Raw genomic sequence first — 19,071 nt, forward strand, 5'->3', positions numbered from 1 at the left:
ATGGGTTGGGTTAGCAGCTACAAATATATCGGCAACGATAGCGCAAACACCGTTTCTCAAGGAAGCGTTTCCGAAGTAGACATCTACACCAAAGGCGGAAACGACACGATCTACCTGAATCTCGTCAGTCGCGATGGCGGCTTCAACTATGTCGATGCCGGCACCGGGCACGATTATGTGAAGAACTGGTTCGAAGGCGGAAACACAATCTATCTCGGCTCCGGCAATGATACTTACGTCCATACCGGCTACGCGATCGAAGACAGTTCCTATGACAAGGTCTACGGCGGCGCGGGCGACGACTGGTTCGAAGTGCTGACGCTGAAGAGCAAATACTACGGCGAGGGCGACGACGACACCTTCCTGTCAGCCGGATTCCGGAACTATTTCAACGGCGGCAGCGGCATCGACACGCTGAGCTATGAACTCCAGGACAGCAGCAAGCTGAAGGGCCGCGGTGTCTTCGTCGACCTCGAAGGCAAATACGCCAAGGTCGGCTCCAATAAGGAGACGTTCTCCAGCATCGAGAACGCGGTCGGCACCAGCTACAACGACACGCTGCGGGGTGACTCTTTTGGCAACGACCTCGAAGGTGGCAGCGGCAACGACATCCTGTGGGGACGCGGCGGCAGCGACCTGCTACTCGGCGGCAGCGGCAGCGACGAATTGCTGGGCGGCAGCGGCAACGACTATCTGATCGGCGGTCGCGGCCACGACATCCTGAACGGCGGCACCGGCCGTGACACCTTCATCTTCGAATCGATCAAGGATTCGGTCGTCGGCAGCAACCGCGACATTATCGAGGACTTCATCCGCTCCGAAAAGGACAAGATCGACCTCAGCAAGATCGATGCCGACGTCTACAGCAAAGGCAACCAGGCGTTCCACTTCATCGGCACCAAGGCGTTTACCGGAGAGGCGGGCGAATTGCGCTATTCCGGACACATCATTTCGGGTGACGTCAACGGCGACGGCCGTGCCGACTTCCAGATCGACGCCAACTATACGAAATACTACTCGAGCGATTTCATTCTCTGATCGGCAGACGCAGATCAGACTGGCGGCCGGGGCAACGCTCCGGCCGTTCTTTGTTTACTCAGTTGCGGGTCCGGTCGCCACGTCCACCCAGCGCCGCTCGCGGAACGACTGGGCCATGGCATGCACCGAGCGTTCGATCTGCAGGCCGTCTGTAAAGTCCACGGCGCGGTACGGCTCTGCCGCGATGGCGGCCATCAGTTGGCGACACTCGATGACCTTGAGATCGTTGAAGCCGAGGCTGTGGCCGGGTGCCGGGATGAACCGGTCATAGGGTTTGTGCTGCGGCGCAGCCAGCACGGTGGCAAAACCCTGTTCGGTGGCAGGATCGCTGGCGCGATAGATCTGGAATTCGTTCATCCGCTCTTGGTCGAACAGGATCGAACCTTGCGAGCCGAAGACCTGCAGGGCGATTCGTCCCTTGCGGCCCCAGGCGGCGCGATTGGCCATCAGCACAGCCGAAATGCCGCCGGAAAGCCGCATCAACACGCTGGCCTGGTCATGGTTTTCGACGGGCTGCCGGTGACCGTCGTGCAGCGGGCGATCCGGATAGGGCTTGCCCAGGTCGGCGATGACCGCCTCGACATGGCCGAACAGGTTCCACAGCAGCGACAGCGGATGCACGGCGAAATCGTCCAGCGCGCCGTAGCCGCCCGTTGCCTCGCTCTTCGGCGAGAACAGCGCCTCCGGATCGGCCATGAAGTCCTCGTCCATTTCGACGCGGACATGGTTCACCTTCCCGATCGCCCCCTCCCCGATCAGCGTGCGGAGATGGCGCATGACCGGATTCTGGATGTAGTTGTAGCCAATGATCGCCACCTTTCCCGAACGCCGCGCAGCGGCTTCCATGCGTTCGGCGTCGGCGAGCGCGGGTGCCATCGGCTTCTCGCACCAGACATGCTTGCCGGCCTCGAGTGCTGCGATCGCCATTTCGGCGTGGAACTGATTCGGCGTGGTCACGGAAACGACGTCCACGTCGGGGTCGGCCAGCAGGTCGCGCCAGTCGGAGGTCGCCTTCGCAAAGCCGAATTCACGGGCCCGGATCTCGGCAAGTTCCGAATTCCGTTCCGCCAACCGGACGAGCCGCGGCCGCGCAACATCGCCAAAAATGGCCGCCACATTGTTCCAGGCAAGGGCATGGCACTTGCCCATGTAGCCCGTTCCGATCAATCCGACGCCAAGCGCTGCCATCCACTCTCCTCCTGCGGGCAATTTTCGCGTAGATGATGAACCGGAAAGATACGGAACAAAAGCTGTATTTCCGAAGCCATATGGAATAAACATTTCATATGCTCCATTATAATGTTTTCGAGGGACCGCGGAGCCATGAACGACGAAAACGACAAGCAGAACGGGCGCGTGCCGCGTGACTTCGACAGTCTGCGCAGCGTCATCATCGATCGGAAGTCGACGATGCCGAAGCGGCTGATGCAGGTGGCCGCCTATGCGCTTTCCCACCCGGACGAGATCGCCTTCGGAACGGCCGCCAGCATCGCTGCCGCCGCCGAGGTGCAGCCTTCGACGCTGGTGCGCCTTGCCCATCATCTCGGCTTCGACGGTTTCTCCGACTTGCAGACGGTTTTTCGCGAGCGCCTCCGCGACCGCAATCTGTCCTATGAGGAGCGGCTGGCGACGCTGGAAAAGGGGGCTGCTGCCAACAGCGAAGACGAGCTTTTGAGCGGCTTCATTGCCGCTGCCGGTCAGTCCGTCGCCCGACTGGGCCAGACGATCGACCGGAACGATTTTTCCAGCGCCGTCGCCTTGCTGGCGCGGGCCGAGACGATCTTTCTCGTTGCCAAGCGCCGCTCCTACCCGCTCACGGCCCATATGGCCTACGCCTTCGGCAAGCTCGGTATTCGCCATCAGGTCATCGCCTCGCCGAATGGCATCGATGCGGAAATCGCAGCCTTCGCGACGCCGCGCGACGCCGTCGTCGCCGCAAGCTTTGCTCCTTACGCGACCGAAAGTCTCGCCCAAGCGCAGGCATTGCACGAGCGTGGCGTACCGATCGTGGCAATCACCGATTCGGCTTTCTCGCCGCTTGCCGGCTGTGCTTCGCATTGGTTCGAGGTGACGGAGGCCGACTATGGCGGGTTCCGCTCGCTCTCCGCCTCGATGGTGCTCGCCATGGCCTTGCCGGTGGCAATTGCGGAGAAACGGCGCAGTCTCGATCGGAGCGGAAAGACTGCTGCCAAGGCGTGAAATTGTCGGAGCGACACGGAATATATATTCCGAATTGACGAACAGTTGGAATTGATGTTTCGTTCCGTCATGACGCCGACCAGTTAGGCGGCGAAGGGAGGAGTTATGGCGCAACGCGATCTTGACACCCCGACGCTCAACGTCATCTCGATCGGCCGCTCGTCCGTCGATCTCTACGGCCAGCAACTCGGCAGCCGGCTGGAGGACGTCACCTCGTTTGCGAAGTCTGTCGGCGGCTGCCCGGCGAACATCGCCATCGGCACTGCGCGGCTGGGGCTGAAGTCCGGCCTGATCACCCGCGTCGGCGACGAGCAGATGGGCCGCTTCATCCGCGAGCAGTGCACGCGTGAGGGGGTCGCGACTACAGGCATCGTGACCGACAAGGATCGCCTTACGGCGCTGGTGCTGCTCGCCATCGAAGCCGAGGGCGTCTCGCCGATGATCTTCGTGCGCACCGACTGCGCCGACATGGCGCTCTGCGAGGACGACATCGACGCGGCCTTCATCCGCTCGTCGCGCGCCGTTCTCGTCTCGGGGACACATTTTTCGCGGCCGAACACGGAGGCCGCGCAGCGAAAGGCGATCCGCATCGCGCGCGCGAGCGGACGCAAGGTGATCTTCGACGTCGACTATCGGCCGAACCTCTGGGGCCTTGCCGGCCATGCCGAGGGCTTCGAGCGCTACGTGAAGTCCGACCGGGTCTCGCAACTGATGAAATCCGTCCTTCCCGACTGCGACCTGATCGTCGGCACCGAGGAGGAGATCATGATCGCGTCGGGCGCCGACGACGTGCTCGCCGCGCTGAAGGCGATCCGGGCGATTTCCGAGGCGACGATCGTGCTCAAGCGCGGGGCGATGGGCTGCATCGTCTATGACGGCCCGATCAGCGACGACCTGGAGAACGGTGTCGTCGGCAAGGGGTTCCCGATCGAGGTCTACAACGTGCTCGGCGCCGGCGACGCCTTCATGTCCGGCTTTTTGCGCGGCTGGCTGGCCGGTGAGGACCATGCGACATCGGCCACCTGGGCGAATGCCTGCGGCGCCTTCGCCGTCTCCCGCCTGCTCTGCTCGCCGGAATACCCGACCTGGGAAGAGTTGCAGTTCTTCCTCGAACACGGCAGCAAGCACCGGGCTTTGCGCAAGGACGACGCCATCAATCACCTCCACTGGGCGACCACGCGCCGCGGCGAGATCCCGGTCCTGATGGCGCTCGCCTGCGACCACCGGATGCAGCTTGTCGAGATCGCTGACCAGTTCGGCGCACCGCACGAGAAGATTTCCGCCTTCAAGCGGCTAACGGTCGAGGCGGCAGCGCGCGTGGCGGGCGGGCGACCGGGCTACGGCATGCTGCTTGACGAGCGCTTCGGACGCGACGCTCTGTTCGATGCAGCAGCGAAGAACTTTTCCTGGATCGGCCGCCCCGTGGAACTGCCGGGCTCGAAGCCGCTGCGCTTCGAGTTTGGCCAGGACATCGGCTCGCAGCTTGTCGAATGGCCGATCGGCCATTGCATCAAATGCCTGTGTTTCTATCATCCGGACGATCCGGTGGCGCTGAAGGCGGAACAGCAGGAAAAGCTGCGGGCGCTTTTCGACGCTGCGCGACGGATAGGCCGGGAGCTGCTGATCGAGGTCATCTCCGGCAAGAGCGGGCCGCTGGACGACACGACGGTGTCCACGGCGCTGCAGGAACTGTATGATCTCGGCATCAAGCCTGACTGGTGGAAGCTGGAGCCGCAGGCCTCGGCGGCGGCTTGGCGCAACATAGACGCGGTGATTGCGCGCAACGATCCCTATTGCCGCGGCATCGTGCTGCTCGGGCTGGAGGCGCCGAAGGAGAAACTGCTCAAGGCATTCGAGGCGACCAGGGCAGCATCGGCGGTGAAAGGCTTCGCTGTCGGGCGCACCATCTTTGCCGATGCGGCGCGGGACTGGCTGGCCGGGACAATCACCGATGAGGCGGCGATCGCCGACATGGCTGGCCGCTTCGGCGAACTGACGGACGCCTGGCTGAAAATGCGCGGGCACTAGAGCATGTCTCCGAAAGTGGGAACCGGTTTTCGGGACAAGGACATGCGGAGGAACAAGGACCTGAAGCGCGGCCGGCTGAAAGATTGAGACGCGCTTTTGGGGAATTCAGGGAGGACATGATGGACAAGACGATCCGGCTGACGATGGCGCAGGCCGTCGCGCACTTCCTCAAGGCACAGATGACGGTCGTCGACGGCAAGAAAATGCCGATCTTTGCCGGTGTCTGGGCCATTTTCGGCCATGGCAACGTCGCCGGCATCGGCGAAGCGCTCTACCAGGTGCGCGAGGAGCTTCCGACCTATCGCGCGCACAATGAGCAGGGCATGGCGCACGCGGCCGTCGCCTTCGCCAAGGCGAGCTTTCGCAGCCGCTTCATGGCCTGCACGACCTCGATCGGCCCCGGCGCGCTCAACATGGTGACGGCTGCTGGCGTGGCGCATGTGAACCGCCTGCCGGTGCTCTTCCTGCCGGGCGACGTCTTTGCCAACCGCATCCCCGACCCGGTGCTGCAGCAGATCGAGGATTTCGGCGACGGCACGGTTTCCGTGAACGACGCTTTTCGCTGCGTCTCGCGGTATTTCGACCGCATCACCCGGCCCGAGCAGATCATCCCGGCGCTCAAGCGCGCCATGCAGGTTCTGACCGATCCTGTCGATTGCGGCCCGGTGACGCTGTCGCTGTGCCAGGACGTGCAGGCCGAGGCCTATGATTATCCCGAAAGCCTGTTTGCGGAGAAGGTCTGGCGGGAGCGCCGTCCCCGTCCGGACAGCGACGAACTCGCCGCAGCACTGGACGCTATCCGGCAGGCCGAGCGGCCGCTGATCATCGCCGGCGGCGGCGTGCTCTATTCGCGCGCGACGGCAGAACTGAAGGCATTCGCCGGCATGCACGGTGTCCCAATCGCCGTTACACAGGCCGGCAAGTCGGCGCTGCCCGACGACCATCCGCTCTGCATGGGCTCGATCGGCGTCACCGGCACCTCCGCGGCCAATGCCTTTGCCGAAGAGGCCGACCTCATCCTTGCGGTCGGCACCCGTTTGCAGGATTTCACCACCGGCTCCTGGGCGTTGTTCAAGAACGAGCGCGCCCGGATCATCGGGCTGAACACTGCGGCCTTCGACGCCGCCAAACACGACGGCCTGCCGCTCGTCTGCGATGCGCGCGAGGGATTGACGCTGCTGTCCGAGGCGCTCGGCGGCTGGAAGGCGCCGACCTCGGTCGAGGCGGCGGCGAAAGCGCGCAAGGCCGAATGGCTGGCGGCGGCGAACCGCGCCACCGCTCCGACCAACGCCGCCCTTCCCTCCGATGCCCAGGTGATCGGCGCTGTCCAACGCATGACCGGCGGCGAGAATTCAATTCTCGTCTGCGCCGCGGGCGGCCTTCCGGGCGAGTTGCACAAGCTGTGGCAGGCGCACAATCCGGGCAGCTACCATCTGGAATACGGCTTTTCCTGCATGGGCTACGAGATCGCCGGCGGGCTGGGCGTGAAGATGGCGCGACCGGACGCCGATGTCGTCGTCATGGTCGGCGATGGCTCCTACATGATGCTGAACTCGGAGCTTTCGACCTCGGTCATGCTCGGCCGGAAGCTGACGATCGTGGTGCTGGACAATCGCGGATTTGGCTGCATCAACCGGCTGCAGATGGCCACCGGCGGCGCGAACTTCAACAACCTGCTCAAGGACGCAAGGATCGAGACGATGCCGGAGATCGACTTCCGGGCGCACGCCGAAAGTATGGGCGCGATCGCCGTTAAGGTCGCCTCGATCGCCGACCTCGAAACGGCGCTGGAGCAGAGCAAGAAAAACGACCGCACTTCCGTCATCGTCATCGAGACCGACCCGCTCGTTACCACCGAGGCCGGCGGCCACTGGTGGGACGTGGCGGTGCCCGAGGTCAGCCCGCGACCGCAGGTGAAGGCCGCGCGGGAACAATACGAGGCGGCGCGCAAGCAGCAGCGCTGAGGGATTGAACGGCAGCCTGCCCGGCCGGCATTTCCGCAACGGACGGGCACGCAGGAAATTGTTTGGGAGACACCGACATATGATCCGCTACGGCACCAACCCGATTGCCTGGAGCAACGACGACGACCGGACAATCGGGGCGCACCTGACGCTCGAGGACTGCCTCTCCGATTGCGAAAAAATCAGCTTCGACGGCGTCGAGAAAGGGCACAAGATGCCCAGCGACGGCGAGGAACTGAAAAGGGTTCTGGCGGCGCACAAGCTCGTCTTCGTGTCCGGCTGGCACTCGCTGAACCTGCTTGCCCATGACGTGGAGGCGGAAAAGAAGGCGATCCAGCCGCATCTCGACATGCTGAAGGCGAACGGCTGCAAGGTCTGCATCGTCTGTGAGACTTCCAACGCCATCCACGGCGACGACGGCACCGCGCTGGCCGACAAGCCCGTCCTGCCCGAGGCCGCGTGGGCGAAATTCGGCGCCAACGTCGAGGCTGTTGCGCAATACTGCGCCGATCAGGGCATCGACCTCGTCTACCATCATCACATGGGCACGGTCGTGCAGACCGGGGAAGAGATCGACCGGCTGATGGCCAACACCGGGCCAGCGACGAAGCTCTTGCTCGACACCGGTCATGCCTGGTTCGGCGGCGCGGATCCGGCGGAACTGGCACGCAAATACATGGACCGCGTGCGGCACATTCACGCCAAGAACGTGCGGCCAGCGATCCGCAGGCAAGTCGAGGGCGAAAAGCTCTCCTTCCTCGAAGGGGTGCGCCGCGGCGTTTTCACCGTCCCCGGTGATCCGGAAGGCGGCGTCGACTTCCTCCCGGTTCTGAAGATCGCCGCCGAGCACGGCTATGACGGCTGGCTTGTCATCGAGGCGGAACAGGATCCGCTGGTGCGCAATCCCTTCGAGTACCAATCGCTGGGACTGAAGGCACTGAAGGCGTTTGCGCGGGAGGCTGGGCTGGATCGGGGGTAGTCTCCTCCGTCTCAGGCTTGCCCCTCATCCGCCTGCCGGCACCTTCTCCCCGCGAGCGGGGAGAAGGAGGCAAGCCGCACCGGCCTGTCGCTCTCCCGAGTGGGAGGAGGAGACAAGCCGCGTCGATGCCAGTTCCCTCTCCCCGCTTGCGGGGAGAGGGTTAGGGTGAGGGGCAGATTGCCCAGGCAAACCAAGGGCACGTTGCCCGGATGGGAAGTAAGGAGCGCTGGCCGTGATCGTCGGGCAAGCTCCGAAAAGGACAAAGCCGAGGAGACATTGATGCCGAACCTGCTCGTCAAGCCGAACGGAACCCATGGCCGGGTGACGCATGTGACGCCGGAAAACGCCGGCTGGACCTATGTGGGGTTCGACCTGCACCGTATGAAGCCCGGGGAGATCGTCGCGGCGGAAACCGGAAGCCGGGAGGTCTGCCTCGTCTTTGTCACCGGCAAGGGCTCGGCGACCGCCGATGGCGAGAGCTTCAGCGTGCTCGGCGAGCGAATGAGCGTGTTCGAGGGCCAGCCGCATGCCCTTTATGTTCCCTCCAACTCCAACTGGTCGGTGACGGCGGAGACGGCCCTGGAACTCGCGGTCTGCTCGGCACCGGGCGGCGGGGACCACAAGGCCAAGGCGATCCCGCCCGGCACGCATCCGCAGATCGTCCGCGGCAAGGGCAGCAACGTCCGTCATGTAACCAACATCATGCCGGAAGACGACGGTTCGGCGCATTCGCTGCTGGTGGTGGAAGTGGTCACGCCGGAGGGACACACCTCCTCCTATCCGCCGCACAAGCACGACCGGGACGACCTGCCGAACGAGAGCCTGCTTGAAGAGACCTACTACCACCGCCTCGACCCGCCGCAGGGTTTCGCCTTCCAGCGCATCTACACCGACGACCGTTCGCTCGACGAGGCGATGGCGGTGGAGGACGGCGACGTGACCCTGGTGCCCAGGGGCTATCACCCCTGCGCCACCTGCCACGGCTACGACCTCTACTATCTGAACGTCATGGCCGGGCCAAAAAGGGTCTGGAAGTTTCACAACGCCGAGGCGCATGAGTGGCTGTTGACGCGGTGACAGGCGGAAGGGAGCCGGGCAATTGTTGGCCCCTTGAAACCCTCCTGCACAATCGCCTGCCTTGGCGTTTGATACGCCGACGGACAATGCAAGCTGCGGAAGAGCCGCCATTGGGGCGTTTTTGACGGTTCTCATTCTGCAGGCGCATGAAGCCATGCACAATTAGGCAGAGCACCGGAGGAACCGAAGGGCTTGCCCCCTTTAAGGCTCCGGCAAGCTGATGTAGCACATCTGCAACGAGACAGATGGCGAGAGAGGAATTTTCCAATGAGCGCACACCACAAAGCAACACCGGAACAGGCCCGCGCGAAAATGGCCGCCTTCGACTGGGAAGATCCGTTCCTGCTCGAGGACCAGCTGACCGACGAGGAGCGGATGATCCGCGACGCTGCCCGCGCCTATTGCCAGGACAAGCTCGCCTCGCGCGTGCTGGAGGCCAACCGCCACGAGATCTTTCACCGCGAAATCATGACCGAGATGGGTGCGCTCGGCCTGCTAGGACCGACCATCCCCGAAGAGTTCGGCGGCGTCGGCGCGAACTACGTTTCCTACGGCCTGGTTGCTCGCGAAGTCGAGCGTGTCGATTCCGGCTATCGCTCCGCCATGTCGGTCCAGTCCTCGCTCGTCATGCACCCGATCTTCGCCTACGGCACCGATGAGCAGCGCAAGCGCTACCTGCCGAAGCTCGCCTCCGGCGAGTGGGTCGGCTGCTTCGGCCTGACCGAACCCGACCACGGCTCCGACCCCTCCTCCATGATCACGCGGGCGAAGAAGGTCGACGGCGGCTATCTCGTCTCCGGCGCCAAGAACTGGATCACCAACTCGCCGATCTCGGACGTCGCCATCGTCTGGGCCAAGTCGGAGGCGCACGACGGCAAGATCAAGGGCTTCATCCTCGAGCGCGGCATGAAGGGCTTCGAGACGCCGAAGATCGAGGGCAAGTTCTCGCTGCGCGCCTCGATCACCGGCATGATCATGATGCAGGACGTGTTTGTTCCGGAAGAGAACCTGCTGCCGGAAGTCTCCGGCCTCGCCGGCCCGTTCGGCTGCCTTAACCGCGCCCGCTACGGTATTGCCTGGGGCGCGATGGGGGCCGCGGAATTCTGCTGGCACGCCGCCCGCCAGTACACGATGGACCGCAAGCAGTTCGGCAAGCCGCTCGCCCAGATGCAGTTGATCCAGAAGAAGCTGGCCGACATGCAGACGGAGATTTCGCTCGGCCTGCAGGGCGCGCTGCGCCTCGGTCGCCTGTTCGACGAACACCGCGCACCGGCCGAACTGATCTCGCTGATGAAGCGCAACAACTGCGGCAAGGCGCTGGATATCGCCCGTGTGTCCCGCGACATGCACGGCGGCAACGGTGTTTCCGACGAATACGGCGTCATCCGCCACGTGATGAACCTGGAAGCGGTCAACACCTACGAAGGCACCCACGACGTGCACGCCCTGATCCTCGGCCGCGCGCAGACGGGCCTGCAGGCGTTCCAGTAAGCCGCTCAAGATCGACGACCGGACGGCGCCTCGCAGCGATGCGGGGCGCCGTTTTCATTTGTACTAATAGGCGTCATGCAGGCGGCGCCACCAGAATTGCGATACGTAAATTTTGATATGCCGTCTTTAGCGATTGCCAACACAAATCTGCACAAACTCCTTGGATGGTCATTCGGGGCATGATGCCTACTTCCGGGAGAGCATATGATGGAGTTGGTCGACAAGCGTCAAAGCGGCGGCCTTTACGAGCGCAAATGGGAGCGCTTCAAGGTGAACCGGCAGGGCATGCTGTTGTCCGTTGGTCTTGATCTCGCAGTCCCCAAGACGCGAAGCTGCCAGTTGATCGACATTTCGCAAGGCGGCGCCAGCATTTCCGTCAACACGACGATCGGCCTCGGTGCTCACTACTATCTGACCGTCGTTGGCGTTTTCGCCAAGGTCGGTTGCGCGGAAATCTACCGCAACGATCATCGCATCGGCGTGCAGTTCATCAAGGAGATCGATGAAGAGCTGCTGCATGAAATCGTGCGTGCCGACTACTTCACCGGCGGCGTCGCCACCAGGAAGAAGGATGCCCCGCCCCCCTATGCCAAGGGCTTGGAGCGGCCGCAGTTCAGCCTGCAGCGCACCTGATCGACCGGTCGGGTGCGGGCTCGCCAGAGGTGCCCGCAGATTGGCCTCACGTCGAGCCGCAAGCGCAGCGGCGATAACGCTTTGAAAACAACACACAATTCTTGCGGAAAATCGATTTTGATTTTTGCCGGCATGCGCTAGTGTGCCGGCAGCTTGCGCTGCCGGAACGCACGGCGGACGCGGCACGCTCTTCCCTGACGTCCCTCAAAAAGGTGCCCGCAGAATGTCCGGCTTCTCCCGCTTCACCCCGCTCGTCAACGCTCTGCCCTCCACCATCCCCTTCGTCGGGCCGGAGGCGATCGAGCGCCAGCGCGGAGCGAAGGTGAAGGCGCGCATCGGCGCCAACGAGAGCGGCTTTGGTCCCGCCCCGTCGGTGCTGGAGGCGATAACGCGCGCGGCCGGTGAAACCTGGATGTACAACGATCCGGAAAATTTCGAACTGCGCGAAGCGCTTGCCCTCCAGCACGGGGTCTCGCGCGACAACATCGCGGTCGGCGGCGGCATCGATGGACTGCTCGGCGAGATCGTCCGCCTCGTCGTCGAACCGGGCGTACCGGTGGTGACCTCGCTCGGCGGCTATCCGACCTTCAATTACCACGTCAACGGCTACGGCGGGCGTCTCGTCACCGTTCCCTACGTCAACGACCGGGAAGATCTCGACGGCCTGCTCGCGGCGGCCAAGCGCGAGGACGCGCCACTCGTCTATTTTGCCAATCCGGACAATCCGATGGGAAGCTGGTGGGACGCCGACAGCGTCGTCGCCTTCGCCCGGGCGCTGCCGGAGCGCAGCCTGCTGATCCTCGACGAAGCCTATTGCGAAACGGCGCCGGCCGGATCGACGCCAGCGGTCGAAGCGCTGATCGGCCTGCCGAACGTGCTGCGGATGCGAACCTTCTCCAAGGCCTATGGACTGGCGGGGGCTCGCGTGGGTTATGCGATCGGCACGATCGGCAACGCCCAGGCGTTCGACAAGATCCGCAACCATTTCGGCATGGCGCGAATTTCGACGGCGGCGGCGCTAGCCGCGCTCGCGGATCAGGCTTATCTGCAAGAAGTTGTCGGTCGCATCGCCGCCGCGCGCGACAGGATCACCGCGATCGCCACGCAGAACGGCCTGCGCCCCCTGCCCTCCGCCACGAATTTCGTCGCGATCGACTGTGGACGCGACGGCGCGCATGCCCGCGCGCTCGTCGACGGACTGATGGAGCACGGCGTCTTTATCCGCATGCCCGGTGTCGCGCCGCTGAACCGCTGCATCCGCGTCAGCGTCGGCCCGGAAACGGAGATGGCTCTGCTGGAAGACGTCCTGCCGAAGGTATTGCGGACGGTGGAGAGCAATCGGTAGGCAGCAGGCTATCGTTGTTGGACAGCGATGCCTTTTGCAAGGTTCTTGTAGGTTGATTTTCCTACTGCCTACCGGCCTGATTGCCCCTTGATATCAGTGCGTCGTCATCCAGTCGCGGGCGGCGCGAAGCGCCAGCGCCAGATCGGTCTTGGTCATCGTCGCGGCGAGGTCGGCCCGCAGCTCGGCAGCCCGATCACAACCCCTGATGGCGGCGATGTTCAGCCACTTGTGGGCCGCGATCAGGTCGACGTTGCAGCCGCGACCCGTTGCGTACATCAGCCCCATGTCGCAGAACGTGTCGGCGCGGGTGTCGCCGCCCATCATGGCGGCCATTTCGGCGTTCTGGATATCGTAGCGTGCCATTGTCGTTTGTCCCTGTCCTGTTGTCTTCTTCTTGTATCGCCCTGTTTTTTCAAGCCTTTCGAGGGCCTGCCGTCTTCTGCGGCATGTGCTCCCCGAAGGTTTTCCGGCCGGTTGTTTCCCGTGCTCGTCTTATGGCTCCACTATGCCATCGCCCTTTCAATAGGCGCTTAAAATGCATGATTAATTTGAGACGAACAAAGTTCAAACAGTTGGTAAACTTGGGTTTTCGTTAAGCATCGCATCCGCTGGAACGCCGCGGATTTGCTTCAAAATTTACGCATTCTTCAACTTGCGATTTCAACCATTCGCTAACCACGGAAAACGGTCGCGAAGTTTCGCCCGAGCGAAAAGTGGTTGTTCCGCCCTCAGGCAGATGGCGCAAAACCCACAACGGCGCGTCGCCGGTCGCCCTGCCCATCTTCTGGTCACAAGGGCCTCGAGCCGGTGTCCAGCCGCGCCGCGTCTGCGGCGCGATTGGTGCTTTTCTCGCGCAAGGATGCGCGACTGGATGCCGGATCGAGGCCCGGCATGACGGGGTCTGGCGACGCGGCGCCCTTATCTTGCCCGCTGGCCGAACAGGATCTTCTGCGCTTCCTTGTCGTCGGCGAGGCTCGCCTGGCGCTCGCGCTCCTCCTTGCCGACCTCGATGCCGCGCTGCACCGCGGGACGGGCGAGAACGGCCTCGAACCAGCGTTTCAGGTGCGGGAAGTCCTCCAGCTTCTGGCCCTGGTTCTCGTAGGGACGCACCCAGCCGATGCAGGCCATGTCGGCGATCGAGTAATCGCCAGCAAGATACTCGGTTTCCGCCAACCGCTTGTTCATCACCCCATAGAGACGGTTGACCTCGTTGGTGTAGCGGTTGATGCCGTATTCGATCTTCTCGGGCGCATACTGGCGGAAATGGTGCGCCTGTCCGGCCATCGGGCCGAGCCCGCCCATCTGCCAGAACAGCCATTCCTCCACTTGCACGCGGGCGCGCTCCTCGGTCGGATAGAATTTTCCGTATTTGCGGCCGAGATATTGCAGGATGGCGCCGGATTCGAACACCGAGATCGGCTCGCCGCCCGGCCCGTCGGGATCGACGATCGCCGGCATGCGGTTATTGGGCGCGATCTTCAGGAAGTCGGGCGCGAACTGCTCCCCCTTGCCGATGTTGACGTACTTCACCTCGTAGGGAACGCCCAGTTCCTCCAGCATGATGGTGATCTTGAAGCCGTTCGGGGTCGGCCAGTAGTAAAGCTCGATTGGTCTGGTCATCCGGTTCTCCATTCGATGTCACAATGAGTTAGCCACGACCGCGCCCGGCTTCAAGGCGCGCCGTCGGCCAAACCAGCCATCCTTCCTCGACATCGCTCATCGCTTTCTGAACGCCAGATGAACCGCCCTCTCAGGACGCATTCAGTCGCGCCATGCGAGAAAGGCACAACGGAAAGACAATCTTAGGGACGAATAATGGAAATCCTGGCCCGCCGACTGACGATCATAACGCTGCTGATGACCGTTTTTGCGATCTCGGTCGCTGCCGCCGTCGAAACCGATGCGCGCCGCCACGACCAGAACAAGCGGTACGGCACTGCAAGTGCCTGCTCGATCCCGACCATTTGCCATCGCGCCCTCTAACCCGGCCGCAGCAAGGACGCCCGCCATGCCGATCGCGCTTTTCGCCAGCCTCGCCGTCAGCCTGCGCATTCTCGTTCTCACCGCATTGATGGTCGCACCGCTCGCGGCCGTGACCTACGCGGCCCACAATGGCAGCCTCGGTGCCGGCAAGCAGGGCGCCGGGCTCGTGCTGTTCGTCACGCTGCAGCGACAGGCAATGAGCTGAACCTGCCCGACGTTTGACCGTCAATTTCCGTTTCTCAAGTTTTGCGCTATGCCATGGGCTCCTTCGACCGGAGCCCGCATGAAATCCTTTCTGATCTACGGCGCCGCCGCCCTTGCGGAAATTGCCGGCTGCTTTTCCTTCTGGGCCTGGTTGCGGCTGGAGAAGTCCGCGCTCTGGCTTATCCCCGGCATGGTATCGCTTGCGGCCTTCGCCTGGTTGCTGACGCTGATCGATTCGAGCGCGGCCGGCCGCGCCTACGCCGCCTACGGCGGGATCTATATCGCGGCGTCCCTGATGTGGCTCTGGGCTGCGGAAGGCGTCTCCCCCGACCGCTGGGATTTGACGGGTGCGGCGATCGCCGTTGCCGGTGCCATTGTCATTTTGGCCGGTCCACGCTGAAATTCGCACAGAAGCGCTCGAAAGCGACCTGGTTGACCGCCTCCGGAGGTTACAATCTTGTCGTTTGCGTGCAGAATTTGCCGAACTATAATGATTCATGAGCAAAGAAATCTTGTCCCGGCCCGCCCTTCCGTTTGCCCAGCCAGATCCCTTCGAGCCGCAGACCTTCGACGACCCGGTCAAGGCGGTCGATTGCCTGGAAGCGCTCTATGAGCGGAATACCCGCTTCCTGACGGATGCTTTCGCCGGACTGGCGAGCACCAGAGCGCCGGAGTGCCGCTATCGCGCGTGCTATCCGCAGGTCAGCGTCGAGACGACGAGCTTCGGCCATGTCGATTCCCGCCTGTCCCACGGCTATGTCGCCTCGCCGGGCGTCTACTCGACCACCGTTACGCGGCCCAAACTCTTCCGACACTATTTCAAGGAACAACTCGGGCATCTGATGCGCAACCACGGCATCGGTATCACTGTGTCGGAATCCTCGACGCCGATCCCGTTGCATTTCGCCTTTGGCGAAGGCGCCCATGTCGAGGCGGAGATCGCCGAAAACATCACCGTACCGCTGCGGGACCTGTTCGATGCGCCCGACCTGACGAACACGGATGACGAGATCGCCAACGGCTCCTACGAGGCCGGCCCCGGCGAGGCCTTGCCGCTTGCCGCCTTCACCGCCCAGCGGGTCGACTACTCGCTCGCCCGCCTCAGCCACTACACCGCCACCAGCGCCAACCACTTCCAGAACTTCGTGTTGTTCACGAACTACCAGTTCTATGTCGACGAGTTCTGTGCCTGGGCGCGGCTGCAGATGGCCGAGGGCGGCAACGGCTACACCGCCTTCATCGAGCCCGGAAACGTCATCACCCAGGCCGGCAACGACAAGCCGGATACCGACCTGACGCTGGCGCGGCTGCCGCAGATGCCGGCCTACCACATCAAGCGCAAGGGGCACGGCGGCATCACGCTCGTCAATATCGGCGTCGGCCCCTCCAACGCCAAGACGATCACCGACCACATCGCCGTGCTGCGCCCGCATGCCTGGCTGATGCTCGGCCACTGCGCCGGCTTGCGCAACAGCCAGACGCTCGGCGACTACGTCCTTGCCCATGCCTATGTGCGCGAGGACCACGTGCTCGACGACGACCTGCCGGTGTGGGTGCCGATTCCGGCGCTAGCCGAGGTGCAGGTGGCGCTCGAAAGTGCCGTGGCCGAGGTGACGGGGCTCGAGGGCTACGACCTGAAGCGCATCATGCGCACCGGCACCGTCGCCACGATCGACAACCGCAACTGGGAACTGCGCGACCAGCGCGGGCCGGTGAAGCGGCTGTCGCAGTCACGGGCGATCGCGCTCGACATGGAATCGGCGACGATCGCGGCCAACGGCTTCCGCTTCCGCGTGCCCTATGGAACCCTGCTGTGCGTCTCCGACAAGCCGCTGCACGGCGAGTTGAAGCTGCCCGGCATGGCAACTGCCTTCTACCGCACGCAGGTCAACCAGCACCTGCGCATCGGCATCCGGGCGCTGGAGAAACTCGCCGGCATGCCGACGGAGAAGCTGCATTCCCGCAAGCTCCGAAGCTTCTTCGAGACGGCCTTCCAATAGGCCGTCACCGCGCCTTGGCGGAAAACCACGACAGGACGATGGATAGCGCCGTGCCGACGCAGGCGCTGGCGACAATGAGGAGATGGGCATTGATCGCCGCCTCCGCCATCATCGCAACAGTTGCCCTGTCACGCTCGGCACCGAACGCGACCGCACCGGCCGTGATGCCGGCCGGATAGGTGCCGACGCCACCCGGCGCATGCACGGGCAGGACCGAAGACAGTTCGCCGCCGAGCGCCCCGCCGAACGTGGCGGAAAGCGGCGTCACCCCGAGCAGGCCGAGCACCCAGGCGAGCACGACCACCTTCACCGCCCAATTCAGCACCGTGAAGACCCAGGCGCGGACGAAGCCCGCTGCGTTCGCCGGGACGCCGGCCTCGACTTCCTCCAGCAGCTTTTCCAGTTTCTGCGGCAAGGTGCCGTTCAGGTGCCGGAAAATCGGACCCTTAGCGGCAAAGAACGCCAGTGGCGAGACGAGGAACGCACCCCAGGCGAGCCAGGCCGCGGTCGTGTTTTGGGCCCCCAGCACGAGGCCGACGCCGGCAGCGGCGCAAAGGGCGTGCAGGTCCAGGAGCCGCATGACGAGCAGCGCCGCCGTCGCGCGCGGTAGGGGCACGGCAAATTGCGAGCGCATCAGGAGCGGGAAGCTCGTCTCCCCTGCCCGGAACGGCAGCATGATATTGAGGAGGTTATGAACCTGGGTCAGACGGAACAGCTCCAGGAAGCGCCCCGCAGTGTCGGCCGGAAAGTAGTCATAGATGCGCTGGGCACGTACGAGGTAGGTTGCGGTCAGCAGCAGAAGGGCGCAGATCGCGGTCCCGGCGCCCACCCTCGCCCACTGGGAAAGCAGCTGTTCCCAACCCCAACGCCATTCAACGAAACCGACATAAGCGGCGAGACAGGCCAGCGCCAGCAGGCTCGTGGCGTGGCGGGAAAGCCAGGATCGACGACTGGAATTTTGCACGGAAGTCATTTTAGCTTGCTATCGTGTCCGCATACAATATTAGCAATGTGCTGTCCTCGTTGGAGTGCACGCCTGTCGTATCACGACACACAGTCTGAGAGAACGCAGTCGAATTGAAGTAATGCAATTGCCGGCCGGGAAAGGGATCCAATTGCTGGAAGAAACGCAGGCAGTGACCGCGGTGAGGCCGGAGCGCCCCGCGATCGAAATCTCGATCGTCGTTCCCGTCTTCAACGAAGAAGAGAGCGTTGAACTGCTGATCGACCGCATCGGCGAGGCCATGCAGGGCTTCGACAAGGCCTGGGAACTGATCCTCGTCGACGACGGCAGCACCGATGGCACACTCGCCAGGGCCCGCGGCTTGATTGATCGTCCGGGCTTGGAAATGGCCATCATCGAGCTGCAGCGCAATTTCGGCCAGACCGCGGCCATGCAAGCGGGCATCGATGCAGCAAGCGGTCGCCTGATCGCAACCCTCGACGGCGACCTCCAGAACGATCCGCGCGACATCCGTGCCATGGCAAAGGCCCTGGAGGATCGCCAGCTCGACCTTCTGGTCGGCTGGCGCAAGAACCGCAAGGATGGGCTCTTCCTGCGCAAGATCCCCTCCTGGTGTGCCAACGCACTGATCGGACGGATCACCGGCGTTCGCCTGCACGACTATGGTTGCAGCCTCAAGGTCTATCGCGCCTCGATCATCAAACAGGTCAAACTGATGGGCGAGATGCACCGTTTCATCCCCGCCTGGGTGGCCGGCGTCGTCCCGAGCTCGCGGATCGGCGAGATGGTCGTCACGCACCACCCACGGATGTTGGGGACGTCGAAATACGGCATTTCCCGCACCTTCCGGGTGATACTGGACCTTCTGTCCGTGCTGTTCTTCATGCGCTACAAGGCGCGCCCCGGCCATTTCTTCGGCTCGATCGGGCTGGCTGCCGGCGCTGTCAGCGCACTTATCCTCACCTATCTCTTCATAGACAAATTTGCCTTCGGCACCGACATCGGGGCGCGGCCGCTGTTTCTCGTCGGCGTGATGCTGTTTCTGTCGTCGATCCAGCTCATCACCACCGGTATCCTCGCCGAAATGATGGCCCGCACCTATTTCCGCGACGACGACACACCGAACTACGTCATCCGGCAGACCTTCCGGCAGTCGTTGTGACGTC

18 protein-coding genes are annotated in these 19,071 nt (G+C 63.3%); 14 read left to right on the forward strand and 4 right to left on the reverse strand.

The window, feature by feature from the left end; all coding sequences use genetic code 11:
- On the forward strand, positions 1–1,038 hold the full coding sequence (locus AC1DDS_RS01265; protein WP_477477239.1) for a calcium-binding protein: 1,038 nt from the start codon (positions 1–3) through the stop codon (positions 1,036–1,038).
- A gap of 54 nt (positions 1,039–1,092) precedes the next feature.
- On the opposite strand, the gene AC1DDS_RS01270 is transcribed toward AC1DDS_RS01265, so the two are convergent.
- A complete protein-coding gene (locus tag AC1DDS_RS01270; protein WP_477477240.1) occupies positions 1,093–2,226 on the reverse strand; it encodes a Gfo/Idh/MocA family protein in 1,134 nt (377 codons plus the stop codon).
- 135 nt (positions 2,227–2,361) lie between these two features.
- On the opposite strand from AC1DDS_RS01270, the gene AC1DDS_RS01275 reads away from it, so the two are divergent.
- The 8 genes from AC1DDS_RS01275 to AC1DDS_RS01310 all read left to right on the forward strand — a co-directional run bounded on the left by AC1DDS_RS01275 (position 2,362) and on the right by AC1DDS_RS01310 (position 12,754).
- A complete protein-coding gene (locus tag AC1DDS_RS01275) occupies positions 2,362–3,237 on the forward strand; it encodes a MurR/RpiR family transcriptional regulator (RefSeq protein WP_477477241.1) in 876 nt (291 codons plus the stop codon).
- Positions 3,238–3,342: 105 nt separating this feature from the next.
- Entirely contained in the window at positions 3,343–5,265 is a 1,923-nt protein-coding gene (locus AC1DDS_RS01280; protein WP_477477242.1) for a bifunctional 5-dehydro-2-deoxygluconokinase/5-dehydro-2-deoxyphosphogluconate aldolase, read from the forward strand.
- A gap of 119 nt (positions 5,266–5,384) precedes the next feature.
- Complete coding sequence (gene iolD / locus AC1DDS_RS01285; protein WP_477477243.1) at positions 5,385–7,229, forward strand: 3D-(3,5/4)-trihydroxycyclohexane-1,2-dione acylhydrolase (decyclizing); 1,845 nt, start codon at positions 5,385–5,387, stop codon at positions 7,227–7,229.
- Positions 7,230–7,308: 79 nt separating this feature from the next.
- A complete protein-coding gene (gene iolE, locus AC1DDS_RS01290) occupies positions 7,309–8,208 on the forward strand; it encodes a myo-inosose-2 dehydratase (protein ID WP_477477244.1) in 900 nt (299 codons plus the stop codon).
- Positions 8,209–8,487: 279 nt separating this feature from the next.
- On the forward strand, positions 8,488–9,285 hold the full coding sequence (iolB, locus tag AC1DDS_RS01295; protein ID WP_477477245.1) for a 5-deoxy-glucuronate isomerase: 798 nt from the start codon (positions 8,488–8,490) through the stop codon (positions 9,283–9,285).
- A gap of 267 nt (positions 9,286–9,552) precedes the next feature.
- Positions 9,553–10,776: an acyl-CoA dehydrogenase gene (locus AC1DDS_RS01300; protein ID WP_477477246.1), complete on the forward strand. Its 1,224-nt coding sequence runs from the start codon at positions 9,553–9,555 to the stop codon at positions 10,774–10,776.
- 204 nt (positions 10,777–10,980) lie between these two features.
- Positions 10,981–11,409: a PilZ domain-containing protein gene (locus AC1DDS_RS01305; RefSeq protein WP_477477247.1), complete on the forward strand. Its 429-nt coding sequence runs from the start codon at positions 10,981–10,983 to the stop codon at positions 11,407–11,409.
- 223 nt (positions 11,410–11,632) lie between these two features.
- A complete protein-coding gene (locus tag AC1DDS_RS01310; protein WP_477477248.1) occupies positions 11,633–12,754 on the forward strand; it encodes a pyridoxal phosphate-dependent aminotransferase in 1,122 nt (373 codons plus the stop codon).
- 93 nt (positions 12,755–12,847) lie between these two features.
- Here AC1DDS_RS01310 and AC1DDS_RS01315 read toward each other — a convergent pair whose 3' ends face one another.
- Together AC1DDS_RS01315 and AC1DDS_RS01320 are read right to left on the reverse strand one after the other, a co-directional pair.
- Positions 12,848–13,117 carry a sel1 repeat family protein gene (locus AC1DDS_RS01315; RefSeq protein ID WP_310418101.1) on the reverse strand — a complete coding sequence of 90 codons (270 nt, stop codon included), beginning with the start codon at positions 13,115–13,117 and terminating at the stop codon, positions 12,848–12,850.
- 555 nt (positions 13,118–13,672) lie between these two features.
- Positions 13,673–14,374 carry a glutathione S-transferase N-terminal domain-containing protein gene (locus AC1DDS_RS01320; RefSeq protein WP_477477249.1) on the reverse strand — a complete coding sequence of 234 codons (702 nt, stop codon included), beginning with the start codon at positions 14,372–14,374 and terminating at the stop codon, positions 13,673–13,675.
- Positions 14,375–14,569: 195 nt separating this feature from the next.
- On the opposite strand from AC1DDS_RS01320, the gene AC1DDS_RS01325 reads away from it, so the two are divergent.
- The 4 genes from AC1DDS_RS01325 (at position 14,570) to AC1DDS_RS01340 (ending at position 16,941) form a co-directional block, all read left to right on the forward strand.
- Positions 14,570–14,737 (forward strand): hypothetical protein, encoded by a 168-nt coding sequence (locus AC1DDS_RS01325; protein ID WP_310418094.1) that lies wholly within the window; start codon positions 14,570–14,572, stop codon positions 14,735–14,737.
- Between the two features lie 25 nt (positions 14,738–14,762).
- A complete protein-coding gene (locus tag AC1DDS_RS01330) occupies positions 14,763–14,942 on the forward strand; it encodes a hypothetical protein (protein ID WP_310418090.1) in 180 nt (59 codons plus the stop codon).
- 78 nt (positions 14,943–15,020) lie between these two features.
- The gene (locus AC1DDS_RS01335; RefSeq protein WP_477477250.1) at positions 15,021–15,341 is read left to right on the forward strand and encodes a YnfA family protein; all 321 of its coding nucleotides are present in this window, start codon (positions 15,021–15,023) and stop codon (positions 15,339–15,341) included.
- A 97-nt stretch (positions 15,342–15,438) separates the two neighbouring features.
- Positions 15,439–16,941: an AMP nucleosidase gene (locus AC1DDS_RS01340; RefSeq protein ID WP_477477251.1), complete on the forward strand. Its 1,503-nt coding sequence runs from the start codon at positions 15,439–15,441 to the stop codon at positions 16,939–16,941.
- Positions 16,942–16,945: 4 nt separating this feature from the next.
- On the opposite strand, the gene AC1DDS_RS01345 is transcribed toward AC1DDS_RS01340, so the two are convergent.
- The gene (locus AC1DDS_RS01345; protein ID WP_477477252.1) at positions 16,946–17,914 is read right to left on the reverse strand and encodes a lysylphosphatidylglycerol synthase domain-containing protein; all 969 of its coding nucleotides are present in this window, start codon (positions 17,912–17,914) and stop codon (positions 16,946–16,948) included.
- Between the two features lie 142 nt (positions 17,915–18,056).
- Here AC1DDS_RS01345 and AC1DDS_RS01350 point away from each other — a divergent pair, with 142 nt between their 5' ends.
- On the forward strand, positions 18,057–19,067 hold the full coding sequence (locus tag AC1DDS_RS01350) for a glycosyltransferase family 2 protein (RefSeq protein ID WP_477477253.1): 1,011 nt from the start codon (positions 18,057–18,059) through the stop codon (positions 19,065–19,067).
- Positions 19,068–19,071: the final 4 nt, after the last annotated feature.

The organism is Mycoplana sp. 10N416 (assembly GCF_056394765.1).

Coding starts and splice junctions, on each gene's coding strand:
- AC1DDS_RS01265 (WP_477477239.1), top strand. CDS start 1: ATGGGTTGGGTTAGCAGCTACAAATATATCGGCAACGATAGCGCAAAC.
- AC1DDS_RS01270 (WP_477477240.1), bottom strand. CDS start 2,226: ATGGCAGCGCTTGGCGTCGGATTGATCGGAACGGGCTACATGGGCAAG.
- AC1DDS_RS01275 (WP_477477241.1), top strand. CDS start 2,362: ATGAACGACGAAAACGACAAGCAGAACGGGCGCGTGCCGCGTGACTTC.
- AC1DDS_RS01280 (WP_477477242.1), top strand. CDS start 3,343: ATGGCGCAACGCGATCTTGACACCCCGACGCTCAACGTCATCTCGATC.
- iolD (WP_477477243.1), top strand. CDS start 5,385: ATGGACAAGACGATCCGGCTGACGATGGCGCAGGCCGTCGCGCACTTC.
- iolE (WP_477477244.1), top strand. CDS start 7,309: ATGATCCGCTACGGCACCAACCCGATTGCCTGGAGCAACGACGACGAC.
- iolB (WP_477477245.1), top strand. CDS start 8,488: ATGCCGAACCTGCTCGTCAAGCCGAACGGAACCCATGGCCGGGTGACG.
- AC1DDS_RS01300 (WP_477477246.1), top strand. CDS start 9,553: ATGAGCGCACACCACAAAGCAACACCGGAACAGGCCCGCGCGAAAATG.
- AC1DDS_RS01305 (WP_477477247.1), top strand. CDS start 10,981: ATGATGGAGTTGGTCGACAAGCGTCAAAGCGGCGGCCTTTACGAGCGC.
- AC1DDS_RS01310 (WP_477477248.1), top strand. CDS start 11,633: ATGTCCGGCTTCTCCCGCTTCACCCCGCTCGTCAACGCTCTGCCCTCC.
- AC1DDS_RS01315 (WP_310418101.1), bottom strand. CDS start 13,117: ATGGCACGCTACGATATCCAGAACGCCGAAATGGCCGCCATGATGGGC.
- AC1DDS_RS01320 (WP_477477249.1), bottom strand. CDS start 14,374: ATGACCAGACCAATCGAGCTTTACTACTGGCCGACCCCGAACGGCTTC.
- AC1DDS_RS01325 (WP_310418094.1), top strand. CDS start 14,570: ATGGAAATCCTGGCCCGCCGACTGACGATCATAACGCTGCTGATGACC.
- AC1DDS_RS01330 (WP_310418090.1), top strand. CDS start 14,763: ATGCCGATCGCGCTTTTCGCCAGCCTCGCCGTCAGCCTGCGCATTCTC.
- AC1DDS_RS01335 (WP_477477250.1), top strand. CDS start 15,021: ATGAAATCCTTTCTGATCTACGGCGCCGCCGCCCTTGCGGAAATTGCC.
- AC1DDS_RS01340 (WP_477477251.1), top strand. CDS start 15,439: ATGAGCAAAGAAATCTTGTCCCGGCCCGCCCTTCCGTTTGCCCAGCCA.
- AC1DDS_RS01345 (WP_477477252.1), bottom strand. CDS start 17,914: ATGACTTCCGTGCAAAATTCCAGTCGTCGATCCTGGCTTTCCCGCCAC.